General features: G+C 26.5%; 16 protein-coding genes and 1 tRNA gene. 8 read left to right on the forward strand and 9 right to left on the reverse strand.

The annotated features are described in order from the left end of the window. Positions 1 to 3 precede the first annotated feature (3 nt). Positions 4 to 2,223 (forward strand): ribonuclease R, encoded by a 2,220-nt coding sequence (gene rnr / locus JRV97_RS01705; RefSeq protein ID WP_280999665.1) that lies wholly within the window; start codon positions 4 to 6, stop codon positions 2,221 to 2,223. Positions 2,224 to 2,394: 171 nt separating this feature from the next. Here rnr and JRV97_RS01710 read toward each other — a convergent pair whose 3' ends face one another. After that, positions 2,395 to 2,826 (reverse strand): Fur family transcriptional regulator, encoded by a 432-nt coding sequence (locus tag JRV97_RS01710; protein ID WP_280999667.1) that lies wholly within the window; start codon positions 2,824 to 2,826, stop codon positions 2,395 to 2,397. A gap of 143 nt (positions 2,827 to 2,969) precedes the next feature. Between JRV97_RS01710 and JRV97_RS01715 the strand changes: the two genes are divergently transcribed. Beyond that, positions 2,970 to 3,683 (forward strand): tetratricopeptide repeat protein, encoded by a 714-nt coding sequence (locus JRV97_RS01715; protein ID WP_280999669.1) that lies wholly within the window; start codon positions 2,970 to 2,972, stop codon positions 3,681 to 3,683. Between the two features lie 29 nt (positions 3,684 to 3,712). Here the strand turns inward: JRV97_RS01715 and murB are convergent, their stop codons facing one another. The 3 genes from murB to JRV97_RS01730 are packed head-to-tail and all read right to left on the reverse strand — an operon-like array spanning position 3,713 to position 6,824. After that, the gene (gene murB, locus JRV97_RS01720) at positions 3,713 to 4,609 is read right to left on the reverse strand and encodes a UDP-N-acetylmuramate dehydrogenase (protein ID WP_280999671.1); all 897 of its coding nucleotides are present in this window, start codon (positions 4,607 to 4,609) and stop codon (positions 3,713 to 3,715) included. Beyond that, positions 4,606 to 5,220 carry a HEAT repeat domain-containing protein gene (locus JRV97_RS01725; protein WP_280999673.1) on the reverse strand — a complete coding sequence of 205 codons (615 nt, stop codon included), beginning with the start codon at positions 5,218 to 5,220 and terminating at the stop codon, positions 4,606 to 4,608. The genes murB and JRV97_RS01725 overlap by 4 nt, the downstream gene beginning before the upstream one ends. A gap of 2 nt (positions 5,221 to 5,222) precedes the next feature. Further along, positions 5,223 to 6,824, reverse strand: a complete 1,602-nt coding sequence (locus tag JRV97_RS01730; protein ID WP_280999674.1) for a DNA repair protein RecN — start codon at positions 6,822 to 6,824, stop codon at positions 5,223 to 5,225. Positions 6,825 to 6,962: 138 nt separating this feature from the next. Here JRV97_RS01730 and JRV97_RS01735 point away from each other — a divergent pair, with 138 nt between their 5' ends. The 3 genes from JRV97_RS01735 (at position 6,963) to JRV97_RS01745 (ending at position 8,531) form a co-directional block, all read left to right on the forward strand. Continuing rightward, positions 6,963 to 7,487 (forward strand): DUF402 domain-containing protein, encoded by a 525-nt coding sequence (locus tag JRV97_RS01735; RefSeq protein ID WP_280999676.1) that lies wholly within the window; start codon positions 6,963 to 6,965, stop codon positions 7,485 to 7,487. 65 nt (positions 7,488 to 7,552) lie between these two features. Further along, a complete protein-coding gene (locus JRV97_RS01740; protein WP_280999678.1) occupies positions 7,553 to 8,413 on the forward strand; it encodes a sugar transferase in 861 nt (286 codons plus the stop codon). 43 nt (positions 8,414 to 8,456) lie between these two features. Then, positions 8,457 to 8,531 (forward strand) — tRNA-Glu (locus tag JRV97_RS01745). Between the two features lie 192 nt (positions 8,532 to 8,723). Here JRV97_RS01745 and JRV97_RS01750 read toward each other — a convergent pair. From JRV97_RS01750 to pcp, 4 genes are all read right to left on the reverse strand, one after another. Next, the gene (locus tag JRV97_RS01750) at positions 8,724 to 9,080 is read right to left on the reverse strand and encodes a hypothetical protein (RefSeq protein ID WP_280999679.1); all 357 of its coding nucleotides are present in this window, start codon (positions 9,078 to 9,080) and stop codon (positions 8,724 to 8,726) included. Continuing rightward, entirely contained in the window at positions 9,062 to 9,577 is a 516-nt protein-coding gene (locus tag JRV97_RS01755; RefSeq protein ID WP_280999681.1) for a hypothetical protein, read from the reverse strand. The genes JRV97_RS01750 and JRV97_RS01755 overlap by 19 nt, the downstream gene beginning before the upstream one ends. Before the next feature lie 149 nt (positions 9,578 to 9,726). After that, on the reverse strand, positions 9,727 to 10,626 hold the full coding sequence (locus JRV97_RS01760) for a histone deacetylase family protein (protein WP_280999682.1): 900 nt from the start codon (positions 10,624 to 10,626) through the stop codon (positions 9,727 to 9,729). Positions 10,627 to 10,642: 16 nt separating this feature from the next. Continuing rightward, a complete protein-coding gene (pcp, locus tag JRV97_RS01765; protein ID WP_280999683.1) occupies positions 10,643 to 11,257 on the reverse strand; it encodes a pyroglutamyl-peptidase I in 615 nt (204 codons plus the stop codon). 181 nt (positions 11,258 to 11,438) lie between these two features. Between pcp and JRV97_RS01770 the strand changes: the two genes are divergently transcribed. Continuing rightward, entirely contained in the window at positions 11,439 to 11,879 is a 441-nt protein-coding gene (locus tag JRV97_RS01770) for an OsmC family protein (RefSeq protein WP_280999684.1), read from the forward strand. A gap of 24 nt (positions 11,880 to 11,903) precedes the next feature. On the opposite strand, the gene JRV97_RS01775 is transcribed toward JRV97_RS01770, so the two are convergent. Further along, positions 11,904 to 12,872, reverse strand: coding sequence for a dipeptidase (locus JRV97_RS01775; protein WP_280999685.1), 969 nt, complete (start codon positions 12,870 to 12,872; stop codon positions 11,904 to 11,906). 160 nt (positions 12,873 to 13,032) lie between these two features. On the opposite strand from JRV97_RS01775, the gene JRV97_RS01780 reads away from it, so the two are divergent. Together JRV97_RS01780 and JRV97_RS01785 are read left to right on the forward strand one after the other, a co-directional pair. Next, on the forward strand, positions 13,033 to 14,013 hold the full coding sequence (locus JRV97_RS01780; RefSeq protein WP_280999686.1) for a 2-hydroxyacid dehydrogenase: 981 nt from the start codon (positions 13,033 to 13,035) through the stop codon (positions 14,011 to 14,013). Positions 14,014 to 14,025: 12 nt separating this feature from the next. Continuing rightward, on the forward strand, positions 14,026 to 14,814 hold the full coding sequence (locus JRV97_RS01785) for a nitroreductase family protein (RefSeq protein ID WP_280999687.1): 789 nt from the start codon (positions 14,026 to 14,028) through the stop codon (positions 14,812 to 14,814). Positions 14,815 to 14,823 lie beyond the last annotated feature (9 nt).

The raw sequence follows: 14,823 nt of genomic DNA on the forward strand, positions 1-14,823 counted from the left end.
AAAATGAAACAAAATATAAAAGAAAAAATATTAAAATTACTACAAAAAAAACCATTATTACAAAAGGAGATATATGAAAAATTAAAAGCACAATCAAAAGAAGAAAAACGAAAAATACGAACTATATTGAAAGAATTACAGGAAGATGGAGAATTATATAAAAATTCAAAAAATAGATTTTGTACCTTAGGAAAAAATATGAAAATTGGAATAATTGAATTCACCAGAAGAGGTAGCATGGCTTTTGTAACAACTAAAAATGGAGACGAAATTGCAATTACACTAGAAAATGCAAAAGATGCCATGCATAAAGATACTGTTTTAATTGAAATAATCGGGACATGGAGGGATATCCCAAAAGGTAAGGTCTTAAGAGTATTAAAAAGAGGAATAACAAAAGTTGTTGGAATATTTGAACCTAAAAAATTATTTGGTTTTGTTTTACCTATAGATCAAAAAATAAACACCGACTTTTATGTTTCACCTGAAAACTTTAATAAAGCAAAACCCGGTCAAATTGTTGAAGCAGAAATAATAAAATACACCAGAAAAAACCCAGAAGTTAAAATAACAAGAATTATAGGTAATGTTAATGATCCAAAAGTGGATTTACCTATTGTTATTATAAAACACGATTTACCAGAACCCGGAAAATTTCCAGAGAAAGTGATGAAAGAAGCTTTAGCAATACCTCAAACAGTTCAAAAGAAAGATTTAAAAGGTCGAAAAGATTTTAGAAATGAAATCATAGTTACAATAGATGGAGATAATGCTAAAGATTTTGATGATGCTGTTCAGGTAAAAAAATTAGATAATGGAAATTATCTACTTGGAGTGCATATTGCTGATGTTTCTCATTATGTGAAAGAAAATTCCAATCTTGATAAAGAAGCTTTTCAGCGTGGTACAAGCGTTTACTTAATAGATACTGTTATTCCTATGTTACCTCATGAGCTTTCTGATTGGATATGTTCTTTAGTTGAAGGCGAAGATAGATTAACAATGTCTTTAATTATGGAAATAGATGAAAATGGTGATGTTGTAAATTTTGACGTTTACAATGGAGTTATAAACAGTAAAAAAAGACTTACCTATAACAAAGTTAATAAATTATTAAATAATGAAGCCGACGAAGAATTAGAAAAAGAAATTGGCTGGTTAAGACCAAACTTGGAACTTATGAAAGAACTTATGGAAATAATAAGAGAAAATAGGAGAAGACGTGGAGCTATTTTAGATATAGAAGGTGGGGAAGTTCAATTTATATTCGATGAAAATGGAAATGTTAAAGATATTATTCCTGTTGAACGCGGAATTTCAGAAGTTATTATTGAAGAGTTTATGATAAAAGCAAATGAAACAATTGCCTCTATTTTTGATTCTCAGGGATTGCCATTTATCTATAGAATCCACGAAGAACCTGATCCTGACATGCTATTACAATTAAAAAACTATCTGGAAATAATGGGATTGAGATATAAATTCCCAAAAAATATACATCCAAAATTATTACAAGATATGTTAGAACATTTAAAAGAGCATCCTCTAAGAAAAAGTATACAAAAACTATTAGTTCGTTCTTTAAAACGAGCTGTATATTCTGACTTAAATGTTGGTCATTTTGGTTTAGCTTCTCAAAATTATACTCATTTCACATCTCCTATAAGGAGGTATCCAGATTTAATTGTGCACAGATTGTTAAAGAAATACTTAAAAAATAAAGGAACTTTAAAAAACAGTGAAATTGAAAAATATACAGAATTACTTCCAGAAATAGCTTCTCATAGTTCAAAAAGAGAAAGAGTTGCTAATGAAGCTGAATGGGATTTAGCTGATATGAAAAAAGTAGAATATTTAATGGGACATATTGGTAAAACTTTTGATGTTTATATTACTAATATAACAAAATTTGGTATATTTGTTGAAATACCCGAAAAGCTTATTCAAGGATTAATTCATGTTTCTACAATGGATGATTATTATGTATATAATGAAAAACAAAATGTCTTAATTGGAGAAAGAACTAAAAAAGTTTATAAATTAGGAGATAAACTCAAAGCTAAAGTAGTAAATGCAAACAAATTAACTGCAGAGATTGATTTTGAAATTGTAAACAAAAATGACGATAATTTAGAAAAAGAATTAAAAAAGACATATCCAAACGCTAAAGTCAAAATAAAGAAAAATAAAAAAAGAAAAATAAAAAAAGAAAAAAGTAATTAAATTATAATAAAAAAGAGCCGCACGGCATACGTTACCAATGCGGCGGCCCCTATACCCCCCTAGGTATTTTTATTTTCATTACATATTATACCATAAAAATACAAAAAAGTAACACTTCATATTATAAAGTCAAAAATCTGTAACAAAAAATAGCTCTGCATAGCAGAGCTATCATTTTTCCATCTTTTCAAGGCATTCTTTACAATATCCTCTAATATATAGCTGTTGATCAATAATTTTGTTTTCTTTTTCCAGATTTGAATCAATTTTTATTTCTTTAATTTCAAAATCAAAAATCTTTCCACAATTAATACATTTAAAATGTCCGTGAAGATGTGTATTAATATCAAATCTTGCCTCATTTTCTTCAATTGTTATGACAGAAATTAATCCTTTAGATTGAAATAATTTTAAAGTGTTATAAACTGTAGTTTTTGATAATGTTGGTATTCTTTTTACTAATTCTTTATAAATCATATCAACATTGGGATGATTTTGATTATCCATTAAATACTTATAGATTTGAATTCTTTGCAAAGATGGAGAAATATTTTGTTCTTTCAATATTTCGCTAATATATTCTATTTTTTCCAAGTCACTCATATAATCACATCCTTTCAATTCTAAATTGATTATAATTCTATTTTAATTTTATACCATTTTCATTCAAAAATCAAGTCTTGATACAATATTTTAATTTTTGTGATATAATTGTATTAATTAAATCTTATTCTGGAGGGGAAAATATGAAAAAAATATTCATCTCTATTTTACTATTTATATTCATTTTTTCAATAGTCTATTCTCAATCTTTTACAGAACTTTATACCAAATTTAAAGTTATTAATAGCTATCACAAAATTTCTGAAATGAAAAATTTATTATCAGAACTTGAAAAATATACCGATGATGCATCTTTACTTGCTTTATACTGTAATGCTCTTACTGAATATGCTAATTGGGGCGTTTCGGAAAACCAGAAAGAAAATATATATAATAAAGCAGTAGATATTGGAAAGAAAGCTGTTAAATTAGATGAAAAAAACGGATATGCACATTACGCTTTAGGCGCAGCCATTGGAAGACTTGCACAATATAAAGGTATTGTTTCCAGTTTATTTATGCTAGGTGATTTTGATGAACATATTAAAAAAGCTATAAAACTAGATCCAAATCTATATACTGCTTATATTGCACTGGGTATGAGATATAGAGATGTTCCATGGCCTCTGTATAACTACAAAAAGTCTGAACAGTATTTGCTAAAAGCTGCTGAAATTGAACCAAGTTACGTAAATGCTTATTATGAATTGGGAGTTTTATATAAAATATGGAAAAAATATGATAAAGCAAAAGAAATGTTTGAAAAAGTCATAAATATGCCCTTACACCAAGATTGGATAGAGCAAGGGAAAGAAGCAAAAGAAGATGCAAAAAAAGAACTCGAATCTCTAAAATAAGAAGATGCATAATGCATCTTCTTATTTTTTTACCATATTTCTGGTTCTACTTCTAAATCTTCTCCATATTTTTCTTTCACTGTTTTTTTTACATGTTCTATTATATTCATCACATCCGAAAATGTCGCATTCCCTTTATTAATAATAAAACCTGCATGCTTATTTGATATTTCCGCATCTCCTATCGAAAAACCTTTTAACCCTAATTTTTCTATAGTTGTTCCAACATAAAAATCCGGTTTTGGTCTTTTAAAAATGCTTCCTGCACTTGGATATTCCAATGGCTGTTTTTCCCATCTTTTCAAAGATAATTCTTTCATCTTTTTCTCTATATTTTCTTTTTTATCTTTAAAGAGCTTTAATTTAGCCCTTAGAGAAATATATCTTCTTTTTTGAAAAATACTTTTTCTATAATCAAAACCTATTTCTTTTTTATTCAACAATATTATCTTTTTCTCTTTCAAATCATAAGCTTCTACTTCTTCTATAACATCACTTATTTGTCCATTATAAGCACCTGCATTCATAAATAATGCGCCACCCAAGCTTCCTGGAATGCCTGCTGCAAATTCTAAACCAGATAATCCATTTTCCATTGCAAAATATGATAACCTTGAAATCGGTACGCCACTTTCTGCAAAAATATATTCATTTCCCAAAGTTATATTCGTTAAATATTCTGTACTAACTACAATAAAATTTAAATCATTATCATTAATAATTAAATTGGCGCCTTCGCCAATTATTTTAAAATTTATTCTTTTTTCAATCAAATAATTTAGTGTTTTTACAAAGATATTTTTTGTTTTTGGTATAACAAAAAGAGGAACCTTCCCACCTATTTTAAATGTCGTGTGCAACTTCAAAGATTCATTTTTTAAAATATTACAACCTAATAAATATAACTCTTTGGCTACATCATTCACTTTAACATCCACTCCAACATTTCAAATATTTCTTCACCGGCTGGGTGTTTTTTTACTTCTTCTAACAAATCATTATTTTTAAATGTCATTTTTTGAATAGAATCCAAAATTAATGCTTTTTCTGATTTAGAAATATTATCTAAATACTTATTCAATAAATAATTTATTCCTTTTTTCGTTGGTAATTCTGCCAATGCCATTATAGCTAATTCCTGAATATCTCCTGTATCATCTAAAAAGGTAGCTAAAATATCTATGTATTTTTCATCTTTAGTGATTCTTAATAATGCTTCTAAAATTATTGGAAAAGCTCTTTCATCAGAATATAAATTCATCATTCTTTCAAGATATGGTTTTATTTCCTGGCATTCCATCTCAGATAAAACATCGATTAAGTAAAGCATTACTACATCATCAAAAGATTTCTTTTCAAATCTTTTTAAAAATTCCTCAAATAAATAAGCTTTTGCTTCTGTCCCCATAACATCTATTATATCCGTAATTAAAGAATATGTATCGGCATCACTATCTTCCATCATTTCTATCAAAATTGGTATAGCTTTAACTCCTTTTTCTTCAATAATCCTTTGAATAACGTCTTCTCTTTTCATTTTTATTCCACCTCTTTAAATACTATTTCCCCATACATTTCTCTTATCTCTTTTGATCTTTCTTCCTCGTTTAGTTCCTTTATTTGGGAATATACTTCACTATTTTCTTCAGTTTTAAATATTTTAAAATGCTTATCTGCAAAATTTGCAACCTGAGGCATATGTGTAATTACAATTAATTGTTTTAATTCTGAAAATTCTTTAAGTTTCTTCCCTATAACATCAGCAATTCTCTGACCCACACCAGAATCTATTTCATCAAATAACATGGTTTCAACCATATGGATCTCACCTAAAGTTTTTTCTATTGATAAAATAATTCTGGATAATTCACCACCTGATGCAACTTTTTCTAAAGGCAAATAAGGAGATTGCGGCGTAGTTTTTGCCAGAATTCTTATATTATAAGTGCCATATTTACCTGGTTCATTAAGTTTTTTAAATTCAAATTTAATTTCTGCATGTTCCATATTTAAAGATATTAATTCTTCCTTTATTCTTTTTTCTAATTCATATAATATTTTTTCACCCTTTTTCTTTATCTTTTCTCCTAAATCAAATAATTCTTTTTTCTTTTTATCTATTAAAGGGGTTATTTCATTCATTATTTTTTCTAAATCATTTAATTCGGATAATTCTTTTCTAAATTTTTCCAAATTCTCAAAAACATCTTCAAGAGATGGCCCATACTTTCTCTTTAAATTCATTATATCGTTTAGTCTATTGGATACTTCTTCTAATCTTTGAGGATCCAAATCAAGATCATATAATTTTGATTCCAAGCTGCCATATAAGTCATTTAGCATATCCTGTATAGATGATGCCATATCCAATTCATCATTAAATCCATAATCAGCAATATATGATAAATCTTCAACAATCTCTCCAATTAAAATATCTATATTTTCTTCATTATCTTTTAAAATAGCCATAGATTTTTCTAATTTTGTTTTTATTTCCTCAATATGACTTAATTTTTTATATTCTTTTTTTAATTCTTCATCTTCATTTTCCTGAGGATTTACATTTTCTATTTCATCAATTTGAAAATTTAAAATATCAAGTTTCCTGTATATTTCAGAAGCATCTGATGGGATGTTACTTAATTTCTCTTTTAAATCCATATATTCATTATATTTTCTTTCGTATTCAAACATTAACTTTTCAAAATTATCTTTAAAAATTTTATAAGCTATTTGATTATGGTATTTTGGATTTCTCAATAAAACTTGCGAATCCTGAGTATGCACTTCCATTATATATGAACCTATTTTTTCTAAAAATGATCGTGGTATTATAGTTCCATTAGCTCTAAAAACAGCTCTTTTCTCATTAAAATTGACATTTAAAACAATTTCATTGCTATCAACAACTTCACTCAACTCTTTTTTTATTTCATCGTTAACAGTAATATAAGCAGAAATAGCTCCATTTTTATTTCTTAAATTTTTGGGTATATTTCCATTCAATAATGAAATTAATGCTTTAATAAGCATGGATTTACCGGCACCAGATTCACCTGTAATTACATTTATTCCCTCTGAAAAATCTATATTAACTTCTTTAAATAATCCAAAATTCTTAATGGATAATGAATGAATCATATGGCACCTCCATTTTTTCTTTCTATTTATATTTTACATCATTTTCTTTAAAAATAAAAATATAAAAATCAAAACTAATTTGACCAAATATTAGATATATGTTATAATATTTTTAATATAATGAAAAGGAGAAGAAAAATGAAACACTACAGATTTGATATGAAAATAAAAAAAGAATTTTTAAATTCCCCAACAAGAGAAGTTAAGGTTGACATTGAGAATATATATAAATTCAACAATTCTTTCGGTATAGAAAGAAATTGGATGATTTTAGATAAACATAATTCTATAAAAAAAATCAAAAGATTACTCCTTCCAGATAAAATGATTATGCTTACCTCATTTCTTACACATGATAATTCCATCATAAAAGATTATCTGATTTATATTGATTTTGGCAAATATTTAACAAATGGTAATATAATCGAATTCGAAGATTTAGAATTAGATATTATTATAAAAAAGGATGGAAGTTTTGAAATAGATGATATTGATGAATTAATAGATGAATATGAAAAACATCATATAAAGAAAAACGAATTTTTTACTATATTAAAATACGAAACTAATCTCATAAACAAATTTGAAAAATTTAATCCTATAAATACTTTAATAGAAGAAACAAATGACATAGCATTAAAATGGCTGATAAATTTAGGATAATAACAATTGATCATCAAATTATAAATTGAGAATAACTTTTTCATAAATTTTTACAGGGTGAAAAAATGATAAAATATTTGGTTATCGGAAGAAAAGAAGATTTTGAAGATATTACAAATGAAATCGAAAAGAAAGCAAAGGGTTATATTAGATTTGGGGACTTTTTAAATCCAAGTCCTGATGTTTTTTTAGAAAAAATAAAATATCATGATAGAGTCTTAATTGCCGATCCTGATCTAGAACATTATATATCCAAAGAATTAGAAAATTTAAAAAAGAATGGAATAATCATAGAAATTTTACCAGAATTAGTTGAAAAGTACCTTCAAAGAATTCCCTTAAACGTTTTCAAAAAATTTGAGTATTATTATTCTGAATTCTTTTTGAAAAAAGACGAAAATCGTTTTTTTGATGTATTTTTAGCACTAATTTCGTTAATTTTGACCTCTCCCCTATTTTTAATAATATCAATACTAAATTACTTAATTATAGGAAAACCTATTATATTTAAACAAATTAGAGTCGGAAAAAACAAAAAGAAATTTTTAATGTTTAAGTTCAGAACAATTCACAATGATAATATTCATTCTTTTGGAAAATTTTTAAGAAAAACAAGATTAGATGAAATTCCACAATTTATAAATGTGTTAATTGGTAACATGAATTTTATTGGACCAAGACCAGAAATGATTTCCTTTCATGAAATGTGCGAAGAAAATATAGAGTTTTATAATTACAGACTATATGTAAATCCTGGTATAACCGGTTGGGCTCAGGTAAAATTTAAATATACAACATCATTAGAAGACTATAAAACAAAAACAGAATATGACCTATATTATGTAAAAAACAAAAGTTTTTTACTTGACTTAAAAATATTATTATTAACTTTTTTAGCAATTTTTAAAGATAATGGTTCATTGTGATATTTACAAAATGTATTTTTTATGATATAATATATATGCTTTTGGCCCCATAGGATAACGGCTAGTCCATCGGATTCTCAGTCCGAGAGTCGGGGTTCGATTCCCCGTGGGGCTACCAGTGAATATGAATACAAGTATTTATTTTGCGAACAGCCCTCATGATCGAGGGCTGTTTTTATAATATCTTATGTAATTCTGGACATTTTGATAAATCATCTGGACTTACAAATTCAAGATTCTTTTTTGTAGGTTTATTATTGGATTTATTTGCTGGTTAAGAAACCCTAAGGCTCCTTCGTTATTTATATACTTATTTTATATACTTTTTTATAAATTCTTTTATAATCTTTTCTAATTTTTCTTTATCTTCATCTAGCCACATGCTTGATCTTTTTACATACTTATAATAGTTCTTTCTGTGTTTCAAAAAGAACTTATCTGCATTAATAACATTTTGTATTATTTTTTTTATTTCTTCATTTGGCAATGTATATTTTTCTAATTCATTTAAATTTTTAATAAATTCTTCCTTTCTATCTATAGCGATAGCAGCGTAATCTGGATCTTCTTTATAATTTTTGATTGCAAACTCATATTGTTTAGCATAATGTTTTACTCTTCTTATAATTAAGTCCAATTTTTCTTTACTCACAGTCTTGGTTCCCATAATTTCACCCATTTTCTCTTTAGTCTTTTAATTCTTTTTTCATCAGCTAAAAAAATCGTTACGATATCATCATAATCTATATTTATAATAGTGACAACATTTCTTGAATTAAATTCATCAACATTATCTATATATTGAGACAATTCTTTTTGACTAAAAGTTCTTAAATAATGAATTTTTGTTTTATCATCTAAAATTATACCGTAAATATTACCTTCATCAATAGTATCTTTTAATAATTTGTCAAAATAATCTACGTTCTTAAATTTTACATCATCAGAAAAATATCTTTTCAAATAATACCATTCTTTATTAGACACCAAATCACCTTTTTTAAATCCTGATTTTTCCGGAACATCAAAATCAATTTTTCTTTTTTTGGACCACCATTTTAGATTTAAAGTATATTCTCTAAAACGTTTTGCTTCAATATCGGTTAATAATGTTTTAGTTTGTATTTTTTCCTTGATAATATTTTTTATTTTCTGCTCCCTCATATTATCGTCCTTTTTTCTTTTTTATCAATTATACCATAATCTTCTAAAATTTTTTCACCAATACTTCGTTTTCAAAATAGTCACACATGAGGAGAATGTTTGGAGGAGGTTGCTTATTTTTTAATATTTTTATTTTTAATTTTTACCACTTATCTCATATTGCTTTCAAACATTTCAACTATTAATCTCCATAATTCAGCAGTTTTTGGAAAATAAAATCCACCTCCACCAAGTAATATTACTGGAAATCTATTCTTCTTTGCACATCTTCCTAAAACAACAGAAATAGACTCATAAAACCTTTCACTTAAATCTATTGAAGACATTGGATCATATTTATAACCATCTACTCCCATTTGAATCATTAACATATCTGGTTTAAAACCTCTTATTTCATTTGGAATATTTGACAAAACTTTTTTCATTATTTCTTGCTCATTTTCACCTGGCATAATCGGAATATTTAGATTGGTTACTCTATTTTCAGAGGTGTATCCACTTAAATAAGGATATTGTGTTGAAGGGTCCTGATGTATTGAAATAGTATAAACAGAGTCATCATTTAAAAATGCTCTTTGCGTTCCATCACCATGATGCACATCCCAATCAATTATCATAATTTTATTATATCCCTTTTTTTGAGCATATTTTGCTCCTATTACTACATCATTAAAAATGCAAAATCCTCTTGCTTCATTTTCAAATGCATGATGCCATCCTCCACAAATATTAACTGAAATTTTTTCCTCTTCTGTTATAGAATCTATAGCTGCTAATGTTGAGCCAACAGATAATCGTGCAGGATTATACATATTTTTTATTGGCGTTTCTGCGCTTCCACCCTTATTATTTTTTATACTTTCTATATAATCTTTTGTATGAAATAAAGCAATTTCTTCCTCTAATGCATATCGTGGTTCAATTATTTTATAATTCATATTAGATTTTAATAGTTCTTCTATTCCCATTTTGCATCTTACACTTCTTAAAGGATGACCATCTCCAAAATCATATTCTAAAAGTTTATCTCCCCATATAATATTAACCATAATTTTCACCCCCATTTCACTTTCTGTATTCTGTTATAGAAACTTCTATAGCTTTTTCTAATGCTTCTACTATGTTATCTAATGACATACTTGGCGTATTATTTTTTTCTAATACTTGTTCAGGTAAATAAGGAACATGAATAAACCCTCCTATTGCCTTTTTAAAATCCCGTTGTATATAATACATCAACCCATATAACAAATGATTACAAACAAATGTTCCAGCAGAATTAGAGATTTCTGCTGGTATTCCTATTTCTTTTATACCTTTAACTATCTTCTTTATTGGCAAATTAGAAAAATATGCATTTTCACCATCAAAAAATATTGGCTTATCTTCTGGTTTATTACCTTCATTATCTTCTATTCTCGCATCATCAATGTTTATAGCTATTCTTTCAACAGATATTGCAGATCTTCCACCAGCCTGACCTGTGCATATAACTATCTCAGGTTGAATTTCACACATTTTACTTCTTAATGTTTCAATAGATTTATAAAACACTGTAGGTATTTCTAATTTAATTATTTCTACATCCAGTATTTTATCCGGTAACCTTTTCACAGCTTCAAAGGATGGATTTATTTTTTCTTTCCCAAAAGGATCAAACCCTGTAATCAATACTCTCATTTTCTCACCTGCCTTTTACATATATATACAGTATATTATAACATTAAAAAATAAACATTATTAAATAATATATGTACATTTTTTCACTATAAGATGTTATATTTTTCACACAAAGATGTAATACAGGTATTGTATAATAAAAACGGATAAAAATTATCCATTTTAATCAGGAGGTGAAATTATGGCATTTATGAACTTTAAAATTACTTCTGAAAGCGCCAGTCCTACAAAAACAATAGTTAAAGCAAGAAATTTTGAAATCGTAATAGATGAACCAGAATCTTTAGGTGGAAAAGATGAAGGAGCAAATCCTGTTGAATTTTTATTAGCCGCCTTTGCAGGTTGCTTAAATGTTGTAGGTCATTTAGTAGCAAAAGAAATGGGGTTTGAACTTAAAAAGATGAAAATCAATATCGATGGAGATTTAAATCCAGCAAAATTTCTTGGAAAACCATCTGAAGATAGAACAGGTTACGTTCAAATTAATGTTTCATTTGATTTAGAAACTGATGTTGATGAAGAAACATTAAAAGAATGGTTAAACCAAGTAGAACAAAGATGTCCAATTTCTGATAATCTCCAAAACCCTACACCAATTAATTTCAGTATTTCAAAGTTTTAAAAAATAAAGGAGCCTTGTGCTCCTTTATTTTAAAACTTTTTTATATACTCTTAAGAAATTTTCTCCTAAAATCATATTTATTTCTTTTTCATTGTAACCATGTTTTTCCAAAGTTTCTATAAATATATTTAACTCGTGATGCCCACTTAATGAATCTTTATGAACGTCTCTAAACATATCACAAAAATCAAAACCTATTCCTACATGTTCTACTCCTACTAATTTAGATATATAATTAACATGTTTTACTAACCCTTCTGCATTATTTTCTTTAGGATCATCACTTACAAAAGATCCACTAGCATTTATACCTATAACTCCACCTGTTTCCGCTATAGCTTTTATTTGTTCATCAGTCAAATTTCTCATAGAGTGAAAAACATTTCTAACATTAGAGTGTGAAGCTATAATTGGTGAATTAGAAAATTTAATAACATCCCAAAAACCTTCATCATTTAAATGACTGACATCTATAATCATATGCAATTTTTCTATTTCTTTTAATACTTCAACACCAAAGGCTGTTAACCCACCTTTAGTTCCTTCTTCCATTTCAGAAAAATAACAACCATCCGCCACATAATTCCTTCTACTCCATACTAAGCCCGCAAACCTTACACCTAATTCATAAAAAACTTTTAAAAGATAAATATCATTTCCAATTGGTTCTAATCCTTCAAAAGATAACATAATTCCGATAATGTCATTTTTCAATGCATATTCAATATCTTTTATGTTCTTACATAGCATTATTTTTTCGTTTGATTCTTCGATTTCATAATGCAAAGAACTAATTTGATCTAATGCATTTCTTAATGCCATCTCCGGAATATATCTTTCTTCAATAAAAAGAGAAGAAACTATAATATTAAATCCACCTTCTTTGAATTTAGGATAATGATCCTCTAATATAACATTTTTCCTTCCTTTTTTTCTTTTTTCATATACATCTACTAACAAATCAAAATGCCCATCAATAATTACTTTATTCATATTATCACTCCCTAAATAACTGTCAACTAATTTTACCACATAATAAATTTTTTTAATTCCGATAAAAAAAGTCGTAATATTAATATAAGAATAGTGAAAAAAATATTAATTATAATATATATGTATTCTTATTATACTAATTATAAGGGAGAGGGTTTATATGAAAATAGCTTTTTTTAGTACTAAAAAATATGATGTAGATTTTTTTAATCATGCAAACAAAAAGTATAATTTTGATATTAGATATTTTGAAACTAAATTAAATGAAAAAACAGCTATTTTATCTAAGAAATTTGATGTAGTTTGTGCTTTTGTTAATGATAATTTAAACAGAAAGGTTTTAAAAACTTTAAATGATAACGGTATAAAATTAATTGCTTTAAGATCTGCAGGATTTAATCATGTGGATTTAGATACTGCAAAAGAATTTGGATTACGTGTAGTACATGTACCTAAATATTCTCCATATGCAGTAGCAGAACATACCGTTGCTTTAATTTTATCTTTAAACAGAAAAATTCATAAAGCGTATTTTAGAGTAAAGGAAAACAATTTCGCTTTAGATGGGTTGTTAGGTTTTGATTTACATGGAAAAACTATAGGATTAATAGGAACTGGAAAAATCGGAAGAATAGTTGCTAATATTTTAAAAGGTTTTGGAATGAACATTTTAGGATATGATAAATTTCCAAATGATGAATTCCAAGGCGAATATGTTAATTTAGATATATTATTAAAAAAGTCTGATATAATATCATTGCATACACCTTTAAATAAGGAAACATATCACATTATAAACAAAAAAAGTATATCTAAAATGAAAAATGGAGTTATGATTATTAATACAAGTAGAGGCGGTTTAATTGATACACAAGCTGTAATTGAAGGGTTAAAATCAAAAAAAATTGGTTATTTGGGTTTAGATGTATATGAAGAAGAAGAAAATATTTTCTTTGAAGATTTATCAAGCGAAATAATAGATGATGATACTTTTGTTAGATTAACTTCTTTTCCAAATGTTTTAATTACTGGACATCAAGGATTCTTTACTTGTGAAGCTTTAACAAACATCGCTGAAACTACTTTAGAAAACATTTATAATTTCAAAAACAATACTTTAAATAAAAATATTGTTGTATAATGGGGGGATTTTATGAAAGATTATTTAGGAAAATATAATTTAATTTTATTTGAAAAAATCGATATTCCTAGAAAATATAAAATAAATATTAACCACAAAAAAAATGAATTTTTCTATAAAAATTTAAATAAAGAATTTGAAATTGAACTAGATATACATTATTCAGGAAATAATGATAATAATTGTATTGCAATGTTTATTGATCCATTAGGAAATATAAGAAGAAAATTTTATAGCAAGGAGACACTATTGAAAGAAATAGAAGAATTTTTATATGATTTATTCGATATTGATAAAAACATCTATCTTAGAAAGGCATATAGAGCTTTATCAGAAAAAAAGATAGATAATAATTTGTTGGATTTATTAATATATTCCGCAAAACTCGCCCCATCATGTGCTAATAAACAACCTTGGAATTTTATTGTTGTTACAGAAAAAGATAAATTAACAAAATTAAAAGAAACATTGCCAGGAGGAAATTATTGGGCTAAAAATTCACCTGCAATTCTTGCAATATTTGCTAAAAAAGATGATGATTGCAATTTATCTGATAATAGAGAATATTATTTATTTGATACTGGTATGGCTGTCGCAAACATTTTAATCCAAGCAACAAAATTCGGTTTAATTGCTCACCCTATAGCTGGTTTTGATCCTATAACAGCAAAAAAAGTTTTAAATATTTCTGATGAATACACTTTAATAACTTTAATAATATTAGGCTATTATGGAGATATTTCATCTTTAAAAGAAAAACATCTAAATAAAGAACATAACTATAGAAATAGGAAGGAGTAATCCTTCCTA

The sequence above is a fragment of the Marinitoga aeolica genome, assembly GCF_029910535.1.
Taxonomy (GTDB): domain Bacteria; phylum Thermotogota; class Thermotogae; order Petrotogales; family Petrotogaceae; genus Marinitoga; species Marinitoga aeolica.

What these genes read in the sequence shown, in the direction of transcription:
- rnr (WP_280999665.1), top strand. Translation starts at nt 4, where the DNA reads ATGAAACAAAATATAAAAGAAAAAATATTAAAATTACTACAAAAAAAA.
- JRV97_RS01710 (WP_280999667.1), bottom strand. Translation starts at nt 2,826, where the DNA reads ATGAGTGACTTGGAAAAAATAGAATATATTAGCGAAATATTGAAAGAA.
- JRV97_RS01715 (WP_280999669.1), top strand. Translation starts at nt 2,970, where the DNA reads ATGAAAAAAATATTCATCTCTATTTTACTATTTATATTCATTTTTTCA.
- JRV97_RS01725 (WP_280999673.1), bottom strand. Translation starts at nt 5,220, where the DNA reads ATGAAAAGAGAAGACGTTATTCAAAGGATTATTGAAGAAAAAGGAGTT.
- JRV97_RS01730 (WP_280999674.1), bottom strand. Translation starts at nt 6,824, where the DNA reads ATGATTCATTCATTATCCATTAAGAATTTTGGATTATTTAAAGAAGTT.
- JRV97_RS01735 (WP_280999676.1), top strand. Translation starts at nt 6,963, where the DNA reads ATGAAACACTACAGATTTGATATGAAAATAAAAAAAGAATTTTTAAAT.
- JRV97_RS01740 (WP_280999678.1), top strand. Translation starts at nt 7,553, where the DNA reads ATGATAAAATATTTGGTTATCGGAAGAAAAGAAGATTTTGAAGATATT.
- JRV97_RS01750 (WP_280999679.1), bottom strand. Translation starts at nt 9,080, where the DNA reads ATGGGAACCAAGACTGTGAGTAAAGAAAAATTGGACTTAATTATAAGA.
- JRV97_RS01755 (WP_280999681.1), bottom strand. Translation starts at nt 9,577, where the DNA reads ATGAGGGAGCAGAAAATAAAAAATATTATCAAGGAAAAAATACAAACT.
- JRV97_RS01760 (WP_280999682.1), bottom strand. Translation starts at nt 10,626, where the DNA reads ATGGTTAATATTATATGGGGAGATAAACTTTTAGAATATGATTTTGGA.
- pcp (WP_280999683.1), bottom strand. Translation starts at nt 11,257, where the DNA reads ATGAGAGTATTGATTACAGGGTTTGATCCTTTTGGGAAAGAAAAAATA.
- JRV97_RS01770 (WP_280999684.1), top strand. Translation starts at nt 11,439, where the DNA reads ATGGCATTTATGAACTTTAAAATTACTTCTGAAAGCGCCAGTCCTACA.
- JRV97_RS01775 (WP_280999685.1), bottom strand. Translation starts at nt 12,872, where the DNA reads ATGAATAAAGTAATTATTGATGGGCATTTTGATTTGTTAGTAGATGTA.
- JRV97_RS01780 (WP_280999686.1), top strand. Translation starts at nt 13,033, where the DNA reads ATGAAAATAGCTTTTTTTAGTACTAAAAAATATGATGTAGATTTTTTT.
- JRV97_RS01785 (WP_280999687.1), top strand. Translation starts at nt 14,026, where the DNA reads ATGAAAGATTATTTAGGAAAATATAATTTAATTTTATTTGAAAAAATC.